The 15968-nt window shown below is 38.5% G+C and carries 18 protein-coding genes and 4 pseudogenes; 15 read left to right on the top strand and 7 right to left on the bottom strand.

Annotation, left to right across the window (positions count from 1 at the left end; translation table 11 throughout):
- The first annotated feature begins 28 nt into the window (after positions 1 to 28).
- The 9 genes and pseudogenes from ACZ439_RS00865 (at position 29) to ACZ439_RS00825 (ending at position 7212) form a co-directional block, all read left to right on the top strand.
- Positions 29 to 889 carry an NtaA/DmoA family FMN-dependent monooxygenase gene (locus ACZ439_RS00865; protein ID WP_464620500.1) on the top strand — a complete coding sequence of 287 codons (861 nt, stop codon included), beginning with the start codon at positions 29 to 31 and terminating at the stop codon, positions 887 to 889.
- Positions 890 to 894: 5 nt separating this feature from the next.
- Entirely contained in the window at positions 895 to 1365 is a 471-nt protein-coding gene (locus tag ACZ439_RS00860; protein WP_464620499.1) for a hypothetical protein, read from the top strand.
- A gap of 37 nt (positions 1366 to 1402) precedes the next feature.
- Positions 1403 to 2791: an aldehyde dehydrogenase gene (locus ACZ439_RS00855; protein WP_464620498.1), complete on the top strand. Its 1389-nt coding sequence runs from the start codon at positions 1403 to 1405 to the stop codon at positions 2789 to 2791.
- A 52-nt stretch (positions 2792 to 2843) separates the two neighbouring features.
- Entirely contained in the window at positions 2844 to 3011 is a 168-nt protein-coding gene (locus ACZ439_RS00850; protein ID WP_244933004.1) for a DUF255 domain-containing protein, read from the top strand.
- A gap of 24 nt (positions 3012 to 3035) precedes the next feature.
- Positions 3036 to 3878: an aldo/keto reductase gene (locus tag ACZ439_RS00845; RefSeq protein ID WP_464620497.1), complete on the top strand. Its 843-nt coding sequence runs from the start codon at positions 3036 to 3038 to the stop codon at positions 3876 to 3878.
- A gap of 117 nt (positions 3879 to 3995) precedes the next feature.
- A pseudogene (locus ACZ439_RS00840) lies at positions 3996 to 4238 on the top strand (hypothetical protein); the annotation flags it as partial.
- A gap of 126 nt (positions 4239 to 4364) precedes the next feature.
- Positions 4365 to 4981: pseudogene (locus tag ACZ439_RS00835) on the top strand (tripartite tricarboxylate transporter permease).
- Between the two features lie 381 nt (positions 4982 to 5362).
- Positions 5363 to 6082 (top strand): YebC/PmpR family DNA-binding transcriptional regulator, encoded by a 720-nt coding sequence (locus ACZ439_RS00830; RefSeq protein WP_127609257.1) that lies wholly within the window; start codon positions 5363 to 5365, stop codon positions 6080 to 6082.
- Between the two features lie 683 nt (positions 6083 to 6765).
- Positions 6766 to 7212, top strand: a complete 447-nt coding sequence (locus ACZ439_RS00825) for a hypothetical protein (RefSeq protein WP_464620496.1) — start codon at positions 6766 to 6768, stop codon at positions 7210 to 7212.
- 255 nt (positions 7213 to 7467) lie between these two features.
- Here ACZ439_RS00825 and ACZ439_RS00820 read toward each other — a convergent pair whose 3' ends face one another.
- The gene (locus ACZ439_RS00820) at positions 7468 to 8250 is read right to left on the bottom strand and encodes an ExeA family protein (RefSeq protein WP_464620495.1); all 783 of its coding nucleotides are present in this window, start codon (positions 8248 to 8250) and stop codon (positions 7468 to 7470) included.
- Between the two features lie 125 nt (positions 8251 to 8375).
- Here ACZ439_RS00820 and ACZ439_RS00815 point away from each other — a divergent pair, with 125 nt between their 5' ends.
- Positions 8376 to 8564 carry a DUF255 domain-containing protein gene (locus ACZ439_RS00815; RefSeq protein WP_464620494.1) on the top strand — a complete coding sequence of 63 codons (189 nt, stop codon included), beginning with the start codon at positions 8376 to 8378 and terminating at the stop codon, positions 8562 to 8564.
- A gap of 135 nt (positions 8565 to 8699) precedes the next feature.
- Here ACZ439_RS00815 and ACZ439_RS00810 read toward each other — a convergent pair whose 3' ends face one another.
- The 6 genes and pseudogenes from ACZ439_RS00810 to ACZ439_RS00785 form a co-directional block, all read right to left on the bottom strand.
- On the bottom strand, positions 8700 to 9143 hold the full coding sequence (locus tag ACZ439_RS00810) for a ferritin-like domain-containing protein (RefSeq protein ID WP_372813809.1): 444 nt from the start codon (positions 9141 to 9143) through the stop codon (positions 8700 to 8702).
- A gap of 84 nt (positions 9144 to 9227) precedes the next feature.
- Positions 9228 to 9392, bottom strand: a complete 165-nt coding sequence (locus ACZ439_RS00805; RefSeq protein ID WP_155615742.1) for a hypothetical protein — start codon at positions 9390 to 9392, stop codon at positions 9228 to 9230.
- A 30-nt stretch (positions 9393 to 9422) separates the two neighbouring features.
- Positions 9423 to 9614 (bottom strand): hypothetical protein, encoded by a 192-nt coding sequence (locus ACZ439_RS00800; RefSeq protein WP_464621183.1) that lies wholly within the window; start codon positions 9612 to 9614, stop codon positions 9423 to 9425.
- Positions 9615 to 9719: 105 nt separating this feature from the next.
- Positions 9720 to 9782: pseudogene (locus ACZ439_RS00795) on the bottom strand (hypothetical protein); the annotation flags it as partial.
- A gap of 165 nt (positions 9783 to 9947) precedes the next feature.
- Entirely contained in the window at positions 9948 to 10646 is a 699-nt protein-coding gene (locus tag ACZ439_RS00790) for a recombinase family protein (RefSeq protein ID WP_054800026.1), read from the bottom strand.
- A 173-nt stretch (positions 10647 to 10819) separates the two neighbouring features.
- Positions 10820 to 10939, bottom strand: a pseudogene (locus ACZ439_RS00785) (transposase); the annotation flags it as partial.
- Between the two features lie 110 nt (positions 10940 to 11049).
- Here ACZ439_RS00785 and ACZ439_RS00780 point away from each other — a divergent pair.
- From ACZ439_RS00780 to ACZ439_RS00760, 5 genes are all read left to right on the top strand, one after another.
- Positions 11050 to 11496: a recombinase zinc ribbon domain-containing protein gene (locus ACZ439_RS00780; RefSeq protein ID WP_464620493.1), complete on the top strand. Its 447-nt coding sequence runs from the start codon at positions 11050 to 11052 to the stop codon at positions 11494 to 11496.
- A gap of 42 nt (positions 11497 to 11538) precedes the next feature.
- A complete protein-coding gene (locus tag ACZ439_RS00775) occupies positions 11539 to 11865 on the top strand; it encodes a hypothetical protein (RefSeq protein ID WP_054797634.1) in 327 nt (108 codons plus the stop codon).
- 719 nt (positions 11866 to 12584) lie between these two features.
- Entirely contained in the window at positions 12585 to 13748 is a 1164-nt protein-coding gene (locus ACZ439_RS00770) for a hypothetical protein (RefSeq protein WP_464620492.1), read from the top strand.
- Complete coding sequence (locus tag ACZ439_RS00765; protein ID WP_464620491.1) at positions 13729 to 14166, top strand: hypothetical protein; 438 nt, start codon at positions 13729 to 13731, stop codon at positions 14164 to 14166. The genes ACZ439_RS00770 and ACZ439_RS00765 overlap by 20 nt, the downstream gene beginning before the upstream one ends.
- Positions 14159 to 15955 carry a hypothetical protein gene (locus ACZ439_RS00760; RefSeq protein ID WP_464620490.1) on the top strand — a complete coding sequence of 599 codons (1797 nt, stop codon included), beginning with the start codon at positions 14159 to 14161 and terminating at the stop codon, positions 15953 to 15955. Before ACZ439_RS00765 ends, ACZ439_RS00760 begins: the two co-directional genes overlap by 8 nt.
- The last annotated feature ends 13 nt before the right edge of the window (positions 15956 to 15968 follow it).

Raw genomic sequence — 15968 nt, 5'->3', positions numbered from 1 at the left:
TATAAAGAGATAAAAGGAGCAAGCAAAAATGAGTAAAAAAATGAGTTTAGGATTATTCATTCAGTTACCTGGGCAACATTTAGCAAGTTGGAGACATCCGTCATCACAGTCACATCGTAATTATGATATCGATTATTTTATTGAAATTGCACAAATAGCAGAGCGTGGTAAATTTGATATGTTATTTATTGCCGATTCGGTAGCTCGTCCCATTCATGAAAATTCGTATTCCGAATTAAAACTAGATCCATTAATGATTTTGGCAGCTGTCTCAAGTGCTACGAAAAAAATCGGGCTTACCGTTACAGCATCAACGACTTACAATGAGCCGTTTCATATCGCAAGGAAATTTGGTTCTCTGGATCATATATCAAAAGGACGAGCAGGTTGGAATGTCGTTACATCTGCCAACGATTTAGAAGCGACTGTCTATGGAAAAGAAGAACATTTGTCACATGCTGATCGTTATGAACGCGCAGAAGAATTTCTAGATGTAGTGAAGAAATTTTGGTTCTCCATTGAAGGGGATGCGGTTGTTGCAAATAAAGAAACCGGTCAATTCATTGAAGTATCCAAAGTTCATCCCGTCAAACATGAAGGTAAATGGTTTAAAGTAAGTGGATTATTAGATGCACCGGCACCACCGCAAGGACATCCGGTAATCATTCAAGCTGGATCATCAGAGGCAGGTAAAGAACTCGCTGCCAGAACAGCTGAAGTTATATTTACAGCTTGCCAATCCTTGCAGCATGCACAAGCATTTTATGAAGATCTGAAAGGTCGTCTAGCTAAATATAATCGTGACCGTGATGACGTAAAGATTATGCCGGGGTATATATTACGGTTGCAAAGTCTGAAGAAGAGGCACGTCAAAAGCGTGAAGAGCTAAATAAATTGATTATGCCAGGTGCTGGGCTTCTGTTTTTATCCGAATTTACACAAATCGACTTTAGAGGATTTAATCCAGATGATCCATTCCCAGATTATGATACATATGCGGATCCTACAAATCCACGAGTTCGTTATAAAATTATTTGCGATATTGCCAAACATGAGGGATTAAAAACGCTGCGTGATATATATGAACGCATTTCTTCAGCGCGTGGACATTTTGAAGTAATAGGAACACCTGAACAAATTGCAGATCAGTTAGAAGAGTGGTTTGTTAAAGGGGGGGCAGACGGATTCAATATTATCCCGCCAACCTTCCCGGAAGACTTAAATCTTATTGTCGATTATGTCATACCAGAGCTACAAAGACGAGGTCTATTTAGAGAAGAGTATGAGGGAGATACGCTGCGCAGTCATTTAGGACTAAAAATTCCGGAAAACCCTAATACAAAAAAACATAAAATCAACAAGTAGCGCCTAGTTTTCAATAAATGATCAAGGGGGGAAATATATGGTTTTGAACGTACAATCTGTTGAACAAATGATATTAGAACAAAAAAAATATTTCTATAGCGGCGCTACAAAAGATATTGAATTTCGCAAAGAACAGCTAATAAAATTAAAAACTGCTATTCAAACAAATGAGAAGGAAATCATTGACGCCTTATATAAGGATTTGCGAAAAAGTGAATTTGAAGCGTATGCAACAGAAGTTGGTTTGGTTTTAAATAGTATAAGTCATATGATTAAGCATATAGATAAATGGGTCAGACCTGTCCAGGTAAAGACACCCCTGCAGTTCCAACCGGGAAAAAGTTTTATTGTACGAGATCCATACGGGGCCGTATTAATTATCGGACCCTTTAATTATCCTTTCCAACTTGTGATTGAACCTTTATTAGGGGCCATCATTGGCGGAAATACGGCAATTATTAAACCATCGGAATTATCGATTCACACAACTGCTATTATTAAAAAAATTGTAGAAGAGATCTTTGAAGAAAAGTATATACGAATAGTCGAAGGTGAAAAAGAACTCGTTCAACAATTAATTCATGCACCATTTGACTACATCTTTTTCACAGGCAGTATTGAGGTTGGCAAAATTGTGATGCGCGCGGCGGCCGAGCGTTTAACCCCGATTTCATTGGAGTTAGGTGGTAAAAGCCCTGTGATCGTTGACGAAACAGCAAATTTAGGTATCGCAGCGAAACGAATTATTTGGGGAAAATTCACCAATGCCGGGCAGTCCTGTGTAGCACCTGATTACTTGTTCGTCCATGCGTCCATTTATGAAAGATTCATTGAAAAGCTGAAAAAAACAATTGAACAATATTATGGAGAAAACCCACAAAAGAGCCCTGATTTCGGTCGGATTATTAATGAACGTCATTTTCAAAGGATTGAACAAGTATTAGAAGCAGATGCACATCTTATTACATTTGGAGGTCAAAAAGATATCTCGGAATTATACATGGCTCCTACTTTATTAGAAGGTGTCACTTGGGAAAGCAAAGTGATGGAATCGGAGATTTTTGGACCTATCTTACCGATTATGAAATATACAGACATAACACAGGCCATTCATGAAATTCGACAGTTAACCAAACCATTAGCAGCTTATTTATTCTCTGAAAATGAGCAAGCCGTCCAATTCTTCCTTCAAGAGCTTCCTTTTGGTGGAGGTAGTATTAACGACACCATGTCTCACGTTGGTAATGTTTATTTACCTTTCGGTGGAGTTGGTTCTTCAGGAATGAATGTGTATCACGGAAAGGCTAGTTATGAAAGCTTCACACATCCGAAATCCATTTTAAAACGCTCGACCAAGCTAGCGAGTGACTTATCATATCCGCCCTATAAAGAAAAGGTAAAGATTGTGAGAAAGATTATTAAATAAAGGATGTCCAGCGGCGTCGGACACGGTATAGTTTTTTTCATTCTATTGAGGTATGCTATATTTGAATGTGAAATACAAGAAATTCCAAGAAAAAAGTAGGTGCTGCCCCAAGACAACGTCACCGTATTTGCTGCAACATGCTTACAATCCGGCAGATGGGTTCCCTTGGTCGGATGAGGCTTTTGAAATTGCAAAGCGCGATAATAAACCTATTTTCTAGTATTACTGGAAGGAGTGATTAGTTATGGGTAATTCTATTCCACAGGTCACACTTAATGATGAAGTTACTTTACCGGTTATAGGTTTGGGTACATATACACTTAAGGGTACTGAAGGTGTCAATGCTATAGTAGGTGCAATTGATATAGGCTATCGACTAATTGATACTGCTTATAATTATGAAAATGAAGGAACAGTAGGCGAGGCCGTTAAACGCACTGGCGTTCCAAGAGAAGAATTAAGAATTACATCTAAATTACCGGGTCGCTACCAAGCGTATGATAAAGCTGTTACTACCATTCAAGAATCTTTATACCGTGCAAATCTGGATTATTTTGATTTATATCTTATTCATTGGCCTAACCCTAAACAGGATAAATATGTGGAAGCATGGCAAGCATTAATTGACGCTAAAAAATGGGGTCTTATTCGCTCTATTGGTGTCAGTAATTTCTTGCCTGAACATATTGAGCGTTTAGAAAAAGAAACGGGCGTTAAGCCAAGCGTAAACCAAATAGAATTACATCCATTTTTCAATCAAGCACAACAAAGAAAATGGCATGAAGAGAACAACATTAAGACAGAATCATGGAGTCCACTAGCCCGAGCAAGTGTACTCTTACAAAATGACACTATTCAAAAGATTGCCGAGCGTCATAACAAGTCAATTTCACAAGTAATTTTACGCTGGCATTATCAACTTGGAGCCATTGGAATTCCTAAATCTTCATCTCCCCAACGGCAGCTTGAAAATATATCCATTTTCGACTTTTCCCTAGATGAAACAGAAATGAGCATTATTTCAGGATTAACTCGCTCTGATGGAAGGATTAATAATCAAGATCCTGCCACATATGAAGAATTTTAAACCGGAAATTATCCCGAAAATCCAAAACTCATGTCTAACTAGACATGGGTTTTTCTTTTTGTAGGAGGGTATGAGCTAGCAGGGCTAGTTGAAGCAGTAGGCAATGATGTACAACGATTTGAGAAAGGCGACCAAGTTTTTGCATCTTGCGGTATTGGTTATGGCGCTTATGCCAAGTACAAATGTCTGCCTGAAGACGGGGGAGTGGCAATAAAACCGGCCAATATGACCGATGAGGATGCCGCCGCCGTTCCTATTGGGGATCGAGAAGAAACTAACGACCGTTCCCCGGTGGAATTTCGGGAAACGGTCGCAGCGAATAAGTGTCTTTTTATTCGTGACTACTTGACAGGGTTATGACCAATTGGCACGACTTTTCATTGTCAGGCTTTAGACATTTGATGAGGTGCCTTTCGCCTAAGGTCATTCTAGAGAGAATTATTGGAAGCGCTTTAAACGAAAATAAAATAGCATTTAAGAAGATTAGTGGAACCCGTAAGGGGGAATGAAGTCACCTTGATTCCTGGGCCTTCCGGACTGATTTCTACGTTTCTTTCTTACGCTTGGGAGCGGAAACTGAGCAAAAATCCGGAGGAGTTTGGCAAAGGGGCTCCCGAGGGCGTTGCCGGTCAGGAGTCGGCCAATAATTCCGCCGGTGTAGGGAATTTGGTTCCCCTTCTATCACTTGGAAAACCATTTTCTTGAACAGCAGCCATATTATTGTCGGTCATGATGATTCATGGGGTTACCCCTGGGCCGCTGTTAGTTACGAACCATCCGGACATTTTCTGGGGATTAATTGCTAGCATGTATATTGGGAATATCATGCTTTTGGTTCTGAATCTTCCTTTGGTAGGCCTATTTATCAATATCTGCGTACGTCAAAAAAACTGTTGATGCCCATAATTCTAGTACTGTGTATCGTAGGAGCTTATGCTGTTAATAATTCCGTTACCGATTTGTGGATTATGATGATCGCAGGAGTGGTTGGATACTTTTTGGAAAAAATTAGGTTTCTCAACGCCCCCCCTTATTCTTGCCGTGGTCATCGGCCCCATGTTGGAAGACGCGTTGCAGCAGTCCTTGCTGCTATCCCATGGTAGCCTTACCATTTTTATCAACCAGCCCATCGCGTGCTCCCTTCTAGTCTTGACATCAATTGTCACGATGTATCCACTATTGTCAAAATTGATTCGAATGTTTTTTCGTAAGAGAGTCCAATCAAATAATGCAACTGAACGATAGGTTGACAAATCTGTCATTCAGTTATACGAAGGCGGTACTCAATATCTGGTTTGGTCACTTAAAAACTTCTCCATGTCAGGAGAAGTTCTTTTGTGTACTTTGAGATTCTGATAATTCTTGATAGGAACTTGTTCAAGTGATGCTTAAAGATTTATAATGAACAAAGTAAAGAAAATTGAAGGTTGCAGAAGAACATGGCTCTAACCAAATTTCAAGTACAATAAGAAAGCGGGATAAGTATGGGACGTAAGTGGAACAATATTAAGGAAAAAAAAGCCTCAAAAGACGCAAGCACGAGTCGTATTTATGCAAAGTTTGGAATTGAAATTTATGTTGCTGCTAAGAAAGGTGAACCAAATCCGGAATCTAATGGCGCCCTAAAATTCGTACTCGAACGGGCAAAAACGTACAATGTACCGAAAGCAATCATTGACCGGGCGATTGAAAAAGCAAAAGGAAGCTCAGAAGATAACTATGTAGAGCTTCGTTATGAAGGTTTTGGCCCCAATGGGTCTATGGTCATCGTAGACGCACTGACAAATAACGTGAATCGTACTGCTTCGGACGTACGCTCCTGTTTTAATAAAAATGGCGGAAGCATGGGTGTAAGCGGGTCCGTATCATATATGTTTGATTCAACGGCAGTCATAGGTCTAGTGGGTAAAACATCAGATGAAGTATTTGAGTTATTAATGGAAGCAGATGTAGACGTACGTGACATTTTTGAAGAAGATGAAGCCACCATTGTTTATGCTGAACCTGATCAGTTCCATGCCGTGCAAGAAGTATTCAAAAATGCCGGAATAACGGATTTCACGGTTGCTGAGATTACGATGCTCGCGCAAAATTATGTTACTCTTGCGGAAGACGCGCAGGCACAATTCGAAAAGTTGATTGATGCGTTAGAGGATTTGGAAGACGTACAGCGAGTTTACCACAATGTGGATGCGGAGGATTAACCGAATTACCGAAACATCGAATATCTGAAAGGTTTTGTCTTACGACATAAACCTGAACGATTTGGATCCTGTATTTAAGTCATGTCGATTCATAGCCTGATTTGGTTGCATTTTACTTAGGGCTTGCCGCGGAAGAGAAATATGCCCAATCCTTTAGGGCTTTGGATCGCGGTCAAAAAGCAGAGTCGATCCGCGTTACACTCGGTTCTTTAATCATTTAGCAGCGTTGTGGGTTCACGGATCGAGAAACGTGTGCAGCATTTCGTTGAGAACCTCTACTTGCAGTACTTCATTGAGTTGCTTGGCTTGCTGATGAACAGCTAACCTTGGAAATCACAGAAGATGCATTAACTGCACCACAAGTCGATGCATGCGAAGATGAAGATACCCATGGTGACGACGATGATCACAAGTCGCGTAAAGGAAAGTCAAGCGCACTTGCTGTAAACGCTACTACGAATGCTCTAGACGAGTCCAACGTCACCAACAAAGGCATGCCAAAACATGATGCTTCTTTGTGCTCCGGTCGAAATTGCATATCCGAAATCAGTAATCGAGCCTATGGAAATAATTCCATAGGCTCGATTGAGGTTTAATAAGAAACTGATAGAGAGGATTGTGTGTAACTTAATGAAACTGGATACTTTATTCCCATTACTATAAAAGGAGAAAACACTATTAAATTGTTTGCTCTGAATAGAAGAGAACTGATTGAACAAAGACTAAAAAAGACAATTTTAGTTGTGTCTAATGATGAAAACTATTCATCTATCGAGGCGATTCTGAATAGTAAAGGAGCATACTCGAACTTTCATGAAAATAGGAGAAAGATAATTGAAATAATAAATGATTTAGATAATAGTCAAGTATTCAATAAGGAATATTTAATTAATATGCTCTATGCAAACACAATAACTATATTAGAGTCTTACCACTCTGATACATTTATTCAAACAGTATTAAGCAACGATGTGTACATAAGAAATTTTGTTGAAACATTTCATGACTATAAAAAAGAGACGTTAAAAATGACAGATATATATATTAATTATGAAAGTTTAAGTGTAAAGGTAACAAAATCTATGATGGATGTCATTTACCATAATATTGATAAGGTTAAAGGTGTATAATGATACTTTAGCGGTTTCTTTCCCAAGGATTTAACAAAAATATTTTTAGCAATTAAAAATAGACATGACATTGTGCACAGAAATGGACGAAGAGTGGTTGATAAATCAAAACGAAGAACAAGTACAGGCTTAGATGATAACGTACCATTGTTAATTGGGTGTTACTGCCAACGCATAATGTCCGCCAGTTGACGGCGTAAGTTGTCCTGCTGGTGACGGACAAGTTGTCCGCACGAGACTAGGGGAATGGGAGAATTACGATAATTCTCCCTGGATGACTCGCTTGACCATATGATCGTCGATGATGCGATGTTTGTTTTGTGATCCATGGATGAGAACGTGTGTACATACTTTGTTGATCAGTCTGGCGGCTCCGCTCGAGAAACGGAAGATGTCATCAATCGCTCCTGCGGTGAAGATGTCGTGATCAGCGCCGGCGTACGTCATGTGACGGCGGATATAATCGCCGGTCTGAGACCTGTCGTAATGCGGCAATTTACACTGCAGGTCGATCCGCTGCCGGATAGCCGCATAAGCCTGTAGGTTCAGGCGATCCCAGAGCACACTCTGACCTACCAGGATCAGCGCCATGGGACTCTGCGCATCCATCTTGAAATTGAGCAGAAAGCGTACTTCCTCCAGCATCTCGCGATCGAGCAGATGGGCCTCGTCGACAACGACAACAGGCAAGAGCCGGTGAATACCGCGCATAAGCTCGATCTCACGATGCAACTGGCGTTTGGCATCGCCACGGTAGAATTTTGATTCGCAGCCGAGCTGTTCGAGCAGCCCCTTGTAGAAATGCCGCGGGGTCAGCTTCGAATCTGACAAGTAGAGCACCTTGTACTTGGCTGGATCGAGCACTTCGGTGAACCGGCGAATCGTCGTCGTTTTGCCCGTGCCGCAGTCACCGGTCACTACGGCGAACCACTGCCGGTGGGCAGCATACTCGAGACGGCCGAGCGTCTCCTCAAAAGAGCTCGCTCGTCGGTATGTCTCGCGAAAACGGGGAACGTCCAAGACCGTAGAATGACTCAAACATGACCGTCCTCCTTGCTCACCCGGCGGTAGGCCACGGCGGGTATCTGCTCAGCCTTGCGATCTCGACTTCGTTCTTCCGCCACCGTGAGCAGTCTTGATGTATCTGCTGGAACGGGGCTCAAATGCTCCGGCAGCGGAGGGCGCTTGCCTGCACGTTCCCCGATGACAAGTTCCCGAACGCGCCACGGCGTATGACCTTCGTACTCGACCGTAAGCGCAATTCGGTTGAGTGGTACCCTTGGTCTGAAGAAGCTTTTGAAAAAGCGAAACAGGAAAACAAACCTGTCTTCTTATCTAGGGGGTATTCTTAGTTAATGAAATAAAATTCCACTTGCCATTGATGTCGTGTCGATCAAGGAACAATTGACTTTAGAGCGCGTCAAAACAAGTTTTATATAAAAAAAGAGACAATGCGTATCATTGTCTCTCGGTTGGAAAAAAGTATATTATCTCATTTGATTTGCCGTTAAGTAATACAAAAACCAAACAGCGTGGTTTTGTTCGTCTGCCGACGCACGCCGGAAAGTTTCTTTAATGTATGGGTCATTGGTTTTTTCAGCAATATCAAGATAAAAGTCCGTTGTCATTTGTTCATCCTTAAAAGATGCTCTAAGACCTGCTGTGTACTCTGTTTCACATTGTTCGATGATTTGTGGTGTAGGCTGCCTTCCAGTTAAGGACACAAAGATTTGTGAGAAGGCTTGGTAATGCTTGATTTCATCGTTTCGAATTTCAAGAATTTGATTTCTTGCTTCTTGATTAGGAGCAAGTTTCGCCAACTGTTCATAGCAAAAAATTGCGCTATATTCTCCATTGATTGCTTTGGCAATATCCGCGATTAGATTCATATCGGCTGAAGAGCGGAAGAGAATTTGATTATTATAATACATCTTCTAATTGTCTCCTTTCAATTGCACATTCGCCCATTCATACTATGATGCGAAGGACTACGACGAACGTTGTCCGGTTAGAAATTAAATGAATTTGACATCAATATCGATATTAGACTCTTCGCGTGTATATGTGATTCGTTCGATGATGCTTTGCGCTAATCCGTTTAATTGTTCGGGTTCGGCGTTCTCCGCATTCCAAGCCTTCTTGAATTCTTCAATGCGTTGTAAGCGTTCTTCGGTTGTCAATCCTTCCTTATGTCCTAACGTCGCGACCAATTATTTCAGTTCGTTTTGCTTGCGTTGAATTTGTGCTGACAATTCATCCGTCTTTACCTTGACTTGCTCCTTGTTCAATGTGCCCATGATGTAAAGATCGGTGATTCTATCGAATCCGCTTTTTAGCTGTTCAATTTTATTTTCTTTCGAAGCGATGAGATTCTTCAAATCGTGTTCATCTTCGCTTGTCAATTCTTCACCCCGTAACCGATCTTCGTATTCGGTCAAGAAGTGATTCAGCGCGTTATAAATTACCTCGGCACTAACACCACTATTCCTGCATCGGTTCCCAACGTGATCTGCATGTTGGCACGTTTTCAACGAAACTTTTTGATTCGATGTCTTGAAGGTGAAAGCCATATTGTAGCCGCATTTCCCACAACGTACAAGACCGGATAGGGGATAAGCCATTTTTCGTGCTTTTGTCGGTACAAGTTTACGTCGGGAAAGCGCGGACAATATTTCAGTGTGTTCTTCTTCGGTTTTAAGAACGGCATGATTGCCGCGAACCTTGATCCATTCTTCTTAGGGCTTTTCCATCAAAGGTGCGGTACGTTTGTTCTTGTGACCGCTCCCCGAAGTTTTGCCATAAATCACATAACCCAAGTGAATTTCCGATGTCAAGATTCGATGAACCGCGTTTTCTGACCATGAAATAGGCTTGTCAAGCCTGCGCGGTTTTCCTGGTGGCTCAACACCCATTCGATTCAATTCCCATGCGATGCGGTAACATGGATTTCCTTCGAAGTGACGTTTCTTGATTAGTTCATAAATAATCAACTTATCAGGGTCAACATCAAGCGTTTTCGTAAGCGGATTATAAACGTAAGGGTAGGGCGGTTTGCCATTTGTCCAGTTGCCGTTCTTTGCTCCGCGCTTCTTGCCACGATTCAAACGCTTCCTGATCATGCGGTACTCGCGACGAGAAAACACGCCTTCGATGTCATTTATCAATTCGGCTTCTTCGTTGTTGAAATCATAAACCTTTGTTGGAGTAATGACCTTCGTAACCGAATTCTTCATGATGCGTCGAATCTTGCCTTGAGCTTCAAGATCACCGCGACTTAAACGATCATAATCCATGACAAGAACGGCATCGAAAAGATCGGCTTCAACGTCTTGTAACAAGCGAACCATTTCGGGGCGGTATTCGATTGAAGCTGATGAACCGATTTCTTTGTAGATCGAATATCGCCAACCATAAGAGGTTGCCAATTCAATCAATTCGTGTTCGTGTTTTGTTCAAATCGTCCTTGTCGTCGGTTACTTCGCCGCGGCTTTTTCGAAGGTATATGGCAACGTCTTTGACTTCGTATTTTTGCTCCATGACACTCATCCTCTTTTTTGGATTCGGGTGATGCGTTTTTCCAACTTGTCTGTTTCGATTGACGAATCCAGCGGGATAGCATTTTCCCGTCGATTCCATGTCGTCTGGCAACTTGGCTTGCGTTGCCTGCCTCTAAGGCTTCTTGGATGAGCTGCTGTTTAAATTCTATGCTGTAACTCTTGCGCTGCATCTTTGATCCCTCCACTTTTGTTAATTCATATTGTAGTGGATAAGGAGAGTAGACTCAAAGGTAATTTCGGGGCTTAAGAGAAAGGATGGTCGAACGTCACTGTACGACGCTTGCTGATTTGCGAAATACATTTAGGGTTTATCACGTATGGAAAAACTCGTTCGAAGCGGGGACATGTAGAGATTGTACCGGATGAAGAACGAATTAAGGTTATTGGAACGCATGAGAAATTAAAGACACAAGAAGAACATGATCTTATTTTGGAACGCTTGTCCAAGAATAGATTAATAAATCCCAATGGACGGAGAAGCATCCTGCCGTTGTCCGGCTTGTTATATTGCGAAAAATGCGGATATCGGATGCAATTTCGGGTCGGTCAATGCAAAAGCAGAGGTCAGTATTGGAGTGCATTATGCTGTCATGTTTATAAAGATGTCAGCAAGTGCGAGCAGAAGGGTAAGATTTTGGATGATGACTTTTATAATGCTCTCTTTGAACGAATTATTCATATAGACCCGAATATCCTGAGAGAAATCGAGCTTCATGGTAGTCGGTAAAACAATACAAAAGCCATTATCGAAGTCAAAGAACAAGAATTGATGAAGCACAAGCGGGCATTAGATAAGCTTCATGAATCGTTTGAAGAGGACATAATTACGAAGCAGGTATATTTGGAGCGGAAAGTAGTTAGGACAAAGCAAATTCAAAAGCTTGAAGAGGAATTGCGAGAGCTTAGAAATGTAATTGCATACGAGGAAGGGGTTCCAACTGTGGAGCAAATTCATAAACGGATTGATAGATTTATAGAATTATGGAGCGCCGCGGCAACGGATGAAGAGAAGAACAAGGCGTTAAAACAGTTGATCGAGAGGATTGTTTATAATCGGAAGGACAATCGGATTGAATTGACGGTATGTTATAAGTGAAAGAATTTTAAACATCTCGTTATAGATCCATTGGCCTAAAAATGCCACCGAATTAAGAAGATTACGGTGGCATTTTTCATTATTTATTTTTAATTTTTGATGGAAGAGCGCATTCGCTCTTCTCTCAAAAAAATGTTTTTCGCAGTATTTACTTGCAGTGGCATTTGGATTTTCTTGAACTTGATCTCATGAAAATCACTTTTAATGTCAGACTGACCATGTATTTCACCTCCTTCATGAAGGTAGTGGTTATTATTGCCATATTACTGAAACGTAAACATTTATAATGGAAAAATTTAATCGATAGCAACGGTGGCGACGCCAGAATATAGGGTTTGAAGAAACTGGTGGATCGAATTGTTTATTAGCGGTAATAATTGAAATTATTCATTGGGCATCGATACATTTTGAACCTTTGGAAATTAATCCAGAGGTTCAAGTGCATTATTTGATAAATCTCCAATTGATCTATGGCAATGTATCTTCAAAGGTATTTGGAAAATGAAGGAGAAACACAGAAGTGTGTCGAAAGAAGTAGGCTATAAAACATTAGAGTCGTTTTGAATTGTTGAGAGAACTCATAGTATTTTGATGGTGAGACATGAATGGCAATACCTTACCTAAGTATAAATTATTCCGAAAATTTGATCTAAGGTTATGAATGGAATAGAATCCCAAGAAGCGATCGGCTTTTATTTTTTGAATAACGAGGTGTAGTAATGGCTACATACATACCGGATAGTAGCGGAATATTTAGTTTAAGTGGTTTTTCGTTTCAAATAAGAGTATTTGTTTGCTATATGCTTACGCTTAAGGAAGGCATGCAAATAGAGTTTGAAACCATTGATGATGTAAATATTGGGAAAATTAAACATAATGAAATAGATAACTTTGATGATAATTATGTCAATAGAATAGTTGGCACCAATACTAATATTGCTGTTCAGGTCAAGAGGACTAGTATTACTGAAAGTAGTGCTATAAAAATCCTTTTAAATTGGATATTACTTGAGTCATCGGAACATGTAATAACCAAGTATGTATTATTTACCGATGCAGAATATGAAAATGTAGATATTTTATTTAGTAAATCTGCACAAGAGCAGTTTGAATTTATAAAAGAATCAACCAAAAGTTCTAGAGCTACCATTACAAAAGTGAAAAAAATGTATAGGAAATTTGAGGATTTTGAAAAAATATATAATTCAATTAAGGATAAATATGAATTTATATCTATAGAGAACATTGATGGAAAAATTGACGAGAATTGTTCCGAACATTTTAGAAAAGCCGGTATAAATAAGGTGGTTTATTATGATCGAATTAAAGAATTACTTCAACATATTACTGTACAGATTATGGAAAGCATAAATAATAAAGAGCCCTATATTCTTTGCTATCCAGAATTTATGACATTAATAGAAGATATATGCAGTAGAATGACGGAGCAATTAACTCTTCCGCACTATTCTGATTTCAAAAAACTGCACACAATTGATTTTAATGATTTGAGTATTGCTAGTTCTAGAGAATACAAGCAATTGCTTGCATGTAAATTGCCTCAACCTTTAATTAAAGTACATCTAGGGTATGGTGAGTATTATAAAGACCTACGCTTTAGATATATGGAAACCAATAAATTGGGGAAGATACAAAACATTGAAGAAACAACATATGAAAATTTTGAAATTTCCAAATTTAAGTTAAAAAAAGAAGGTAGAGATGAACCATTTAATCGACTTGAAGAAACAATGACGCGTAGTAATGCACATGCTGATTATGAACAAATCCGTTATGGTTCTGGAATATATTTAACAAAAGAGGAAATTAAGGAGAATCAAATTTCCTGGGAGGACGAGGAAAATGCAACAACTGAAAGTTGAGGCAGAATCGATTCAAATTAGTATTTATTGCGATGTTATTTTGGATATATTATGTAAACACAAAAAAATAAGTGTGAACAAGATGCTTGTTTTTGCATACTTAATCAAAAAAGATCGATTTATACCTAATAATATATATAACGGGAATACTACACAAGATGTTATATATAAATGTATTTCTCTTCTTGCCGGAGATTACGTTGAATTTTGTAATAATATTGAATTTATCATTAAAGCCATTCACCTTCTTAAAACAAACGGATTAATATTCTTTGAAAATGAATTATTACATATGTCTCATGAGGTAAGCAAAAGTAAAACTATATTTGAGCAAAGTAAGTTTATGCAAAATGCTATTGAATCTAGCAAAAGAATGACCGACAGACAATTTCTGAAAGAGGTTACTAGTAATGTTTAAAATAAATAAATTAAAAATGTATGGTATCGATGGTGATGAATTTACTTATGAATTTGAGTCCGGGATAAACTATTTCAAAGGAAAAAACAGTTCAGGAAAAACGGAATTTTATAGTTTTATTGATTTTATGTTTGGTTCCTCGGAGGATATAAGAAAAAAGCCATGGTATAGTAATTCGTTAGAAAAAGCAACAATGATATTTGAATTCAAAGGTATTGGTTACAACATTTCTCGAACAAGGGATCCGGGTCAAAACTATTTATATTACTCCGATGAAGAAGAAACTGATGCCATTGATTTGAGGGAATACAAAGAGAGGCTCAATTCAATATTTGCTCAAGATGTAGAACTACTAAAAGATATAAGAAATTTTACAGAAGAAGAACTAACTTATAGATCTTTTACAATGTTTAATTTCCTCGGTGAAAAAAGACAAGGGGCAATCTATGACTTTTTTGATAAATGTAGTGATATAAAGTATTCAATTAAACTAACGCCTATTTTAAATTTTATATTCAATAAAAACCTTGAAAAAATCTATGAGTTACAAAAAGAATTGAACAGCTTACTTGAGGAAGTAAAAAAATTAGAAGTTTCTACTGCAAGATATGATTTTATCTGTAAACAAGTAAATAATAATCTTCAAAAGCTGGGTACTACTACTTGGTATACAGGTAAAAATTCAGATGAGATAAAGAAACGACTTAACGAAATCAAAGATATGCAAAGTGTTGCTAGAAATAAAAAGGAGAAAAACATCTCGGAGTTAGAAGTTATGTACAGTAATATTACTGAACAAATAAAAGTCTACGAAAATCGAATCGAAGATTCCAAGCGTCTTGAAAAAAATAATGAGAGTAGAAAGTTATTATTGCAAAGATTAAATACACTACTAGAAGAGAATATTGAATTTGAATATTTGATTTCTCCCATACAGAAACTAATTTCTGAACTCAATACTACAATATCGTTTAGTAAATTTACAATAAGTGATAATACTATAAAAGAACTGAAAAAGCAGCAGAACCTTTTAAGAACAGAAATAAAAAGAAATGATTCTAGATTTAAGGTTTTTACATTGGAAGAAAAAGCAAAGGCAATTGCTCTAATTGAAGATTATCTCTCGGCGGATATTCGCTCTTATGAAGAGGAACTTAAAGAAAAAAACAAGAGAATTAAAGAGATACGAGACGAATTGAGAATATTGCAAAACTCTGATGATACTAAAAAGCTAAATGAATTATCTGATTACATAACAGAACTTTACCAATCTGCTAAAGAAATTTCTTCTGTTGTAGATGATGATATTAAACAGGAAGGTTTTAGAATACTTTATTTAAAAAGAGGGAATATGTTACAGCCGACGATAACTAAAACTATACTTGATGAAAATCAGTTTGAAGAAAAGAAAACAGAAAATTATTATATAGGAAGTATGGCGAGACATACGCTTATCCAATTATGTGGATATTTTGGATTTCTTAAATTGCTTTTGGGAGAAGATAGATATCCTATAATTCCTATATTGGTTATAGACCATATATCAAAACCTTTCGACAAAAATAATTGCAGAGCTATAGGGAAAGTAATAACGACAGCCTTCGAAAATATCGGAAAAGATAAATTACAGTTATTTATGTTTGATGACGAGGAATATGAAACCTTAGCTATAAAGCCAGATCATTCAGAAAACTTGGTAACCGAGAGAAAGACAGGTTTTAATCCTTTTTACATTCCTCAAATAAAAGAAGATGAAAAAGATGTATTAAACGAAAGTTCCGATTTATAGATTTTAGTTATAC

The sequence above is a fragment of the Paenibacillus sp. JCM 9796 genome, from assembly GCF_055379675.1.
This window is presented reverse-complemented; position numbering and strand designations above follow the sequence as displayed.

What these genes read in the sequence shown, in the direction of transcription:
- ACZ439_RS00865 (WP_464620500.1), top strand. Translation starts at nt 29, where the DNA reads ATGAGTAAAAAAATGAGTTTAGGATTATTCATTCAGTTACCTGGGCAA.
- ACZ439_RS00855 (WP_464620498.1), top strand. Translation starts at nt 1,403, where the DNA reads ATGGTTTTGAACGTACAATCTGTTGAACAAATGATATTAGAACAAAAA.
- ACZ439_RS00850 (WP_244933004.1), top strand. Translation starts at nt 2,844, where the DNA reads ATGCTATATTTGAATGTGAAATACAAGAAATTCCAAGAAAAAAGTAGG.
- ACZ439_RS00845 (WP_464620497.1), top strand. Translation starts at nt 3,036, where the DNA reads ATGGGTAATTCTATTCCACAGGTCACACTTAATGATGAAGTTACTTTA.
- ACZ439_RS00830 (WP_127609257.1), top strand. Translation starts at nt 5,363, where the DNA reads ATGGGACGTAAGTGGAACAATATTAAGGAAAAAAAAGCCTCAAAAGAC.
- ACZ439_RS00815 (WP_464620494.1), top strand. Translation starts at nt 8,376, where the DNA reads ATGCTCCGGCAGCGGAGGGCGCTTGCCTGCACGTTCCCCGATGACAAG.
- ACZ439_RS00810 (WP_372813809.1), bottom strand. Translation starts at nt 9,143, where the DNA reads ATGTATTATAATAATCAAATTCTCTTCCGCTCTTCAGCCGATATGAAT.
- ACZ439_RS00775 (WP_054797634.1), top strand. Translation starts at nt 11,539, where the DNA reads ATGAAGCACAAGCGGGCATTAGATAAGCTTCATGAATCGTTTGAAGAG.
- ACZ439_RS00770 (WP_464620492.1), top strand. Translation starts at nt 12,585, where the DNA reads ATGGCTACATACATACCGGATAGTAGCGGAATATTTAGTTTAAGTGGT.
- ACZ439_RS00765 (WP_464620491.1), top strand. Translation starts at nt 13,729, where the DNA reads ATGCAACAACTGAAAGTTGAGGCAGAATCGATTCAAATTAGTATTTAT.
- ACZ439_RS00760 (WP_464620490.1), top strand. Translation starts at nt 14,159, where the DNA reads ATGTTTAAAATAAATAAATTAAAAATGTATGGTATCGATGGTGATGAA.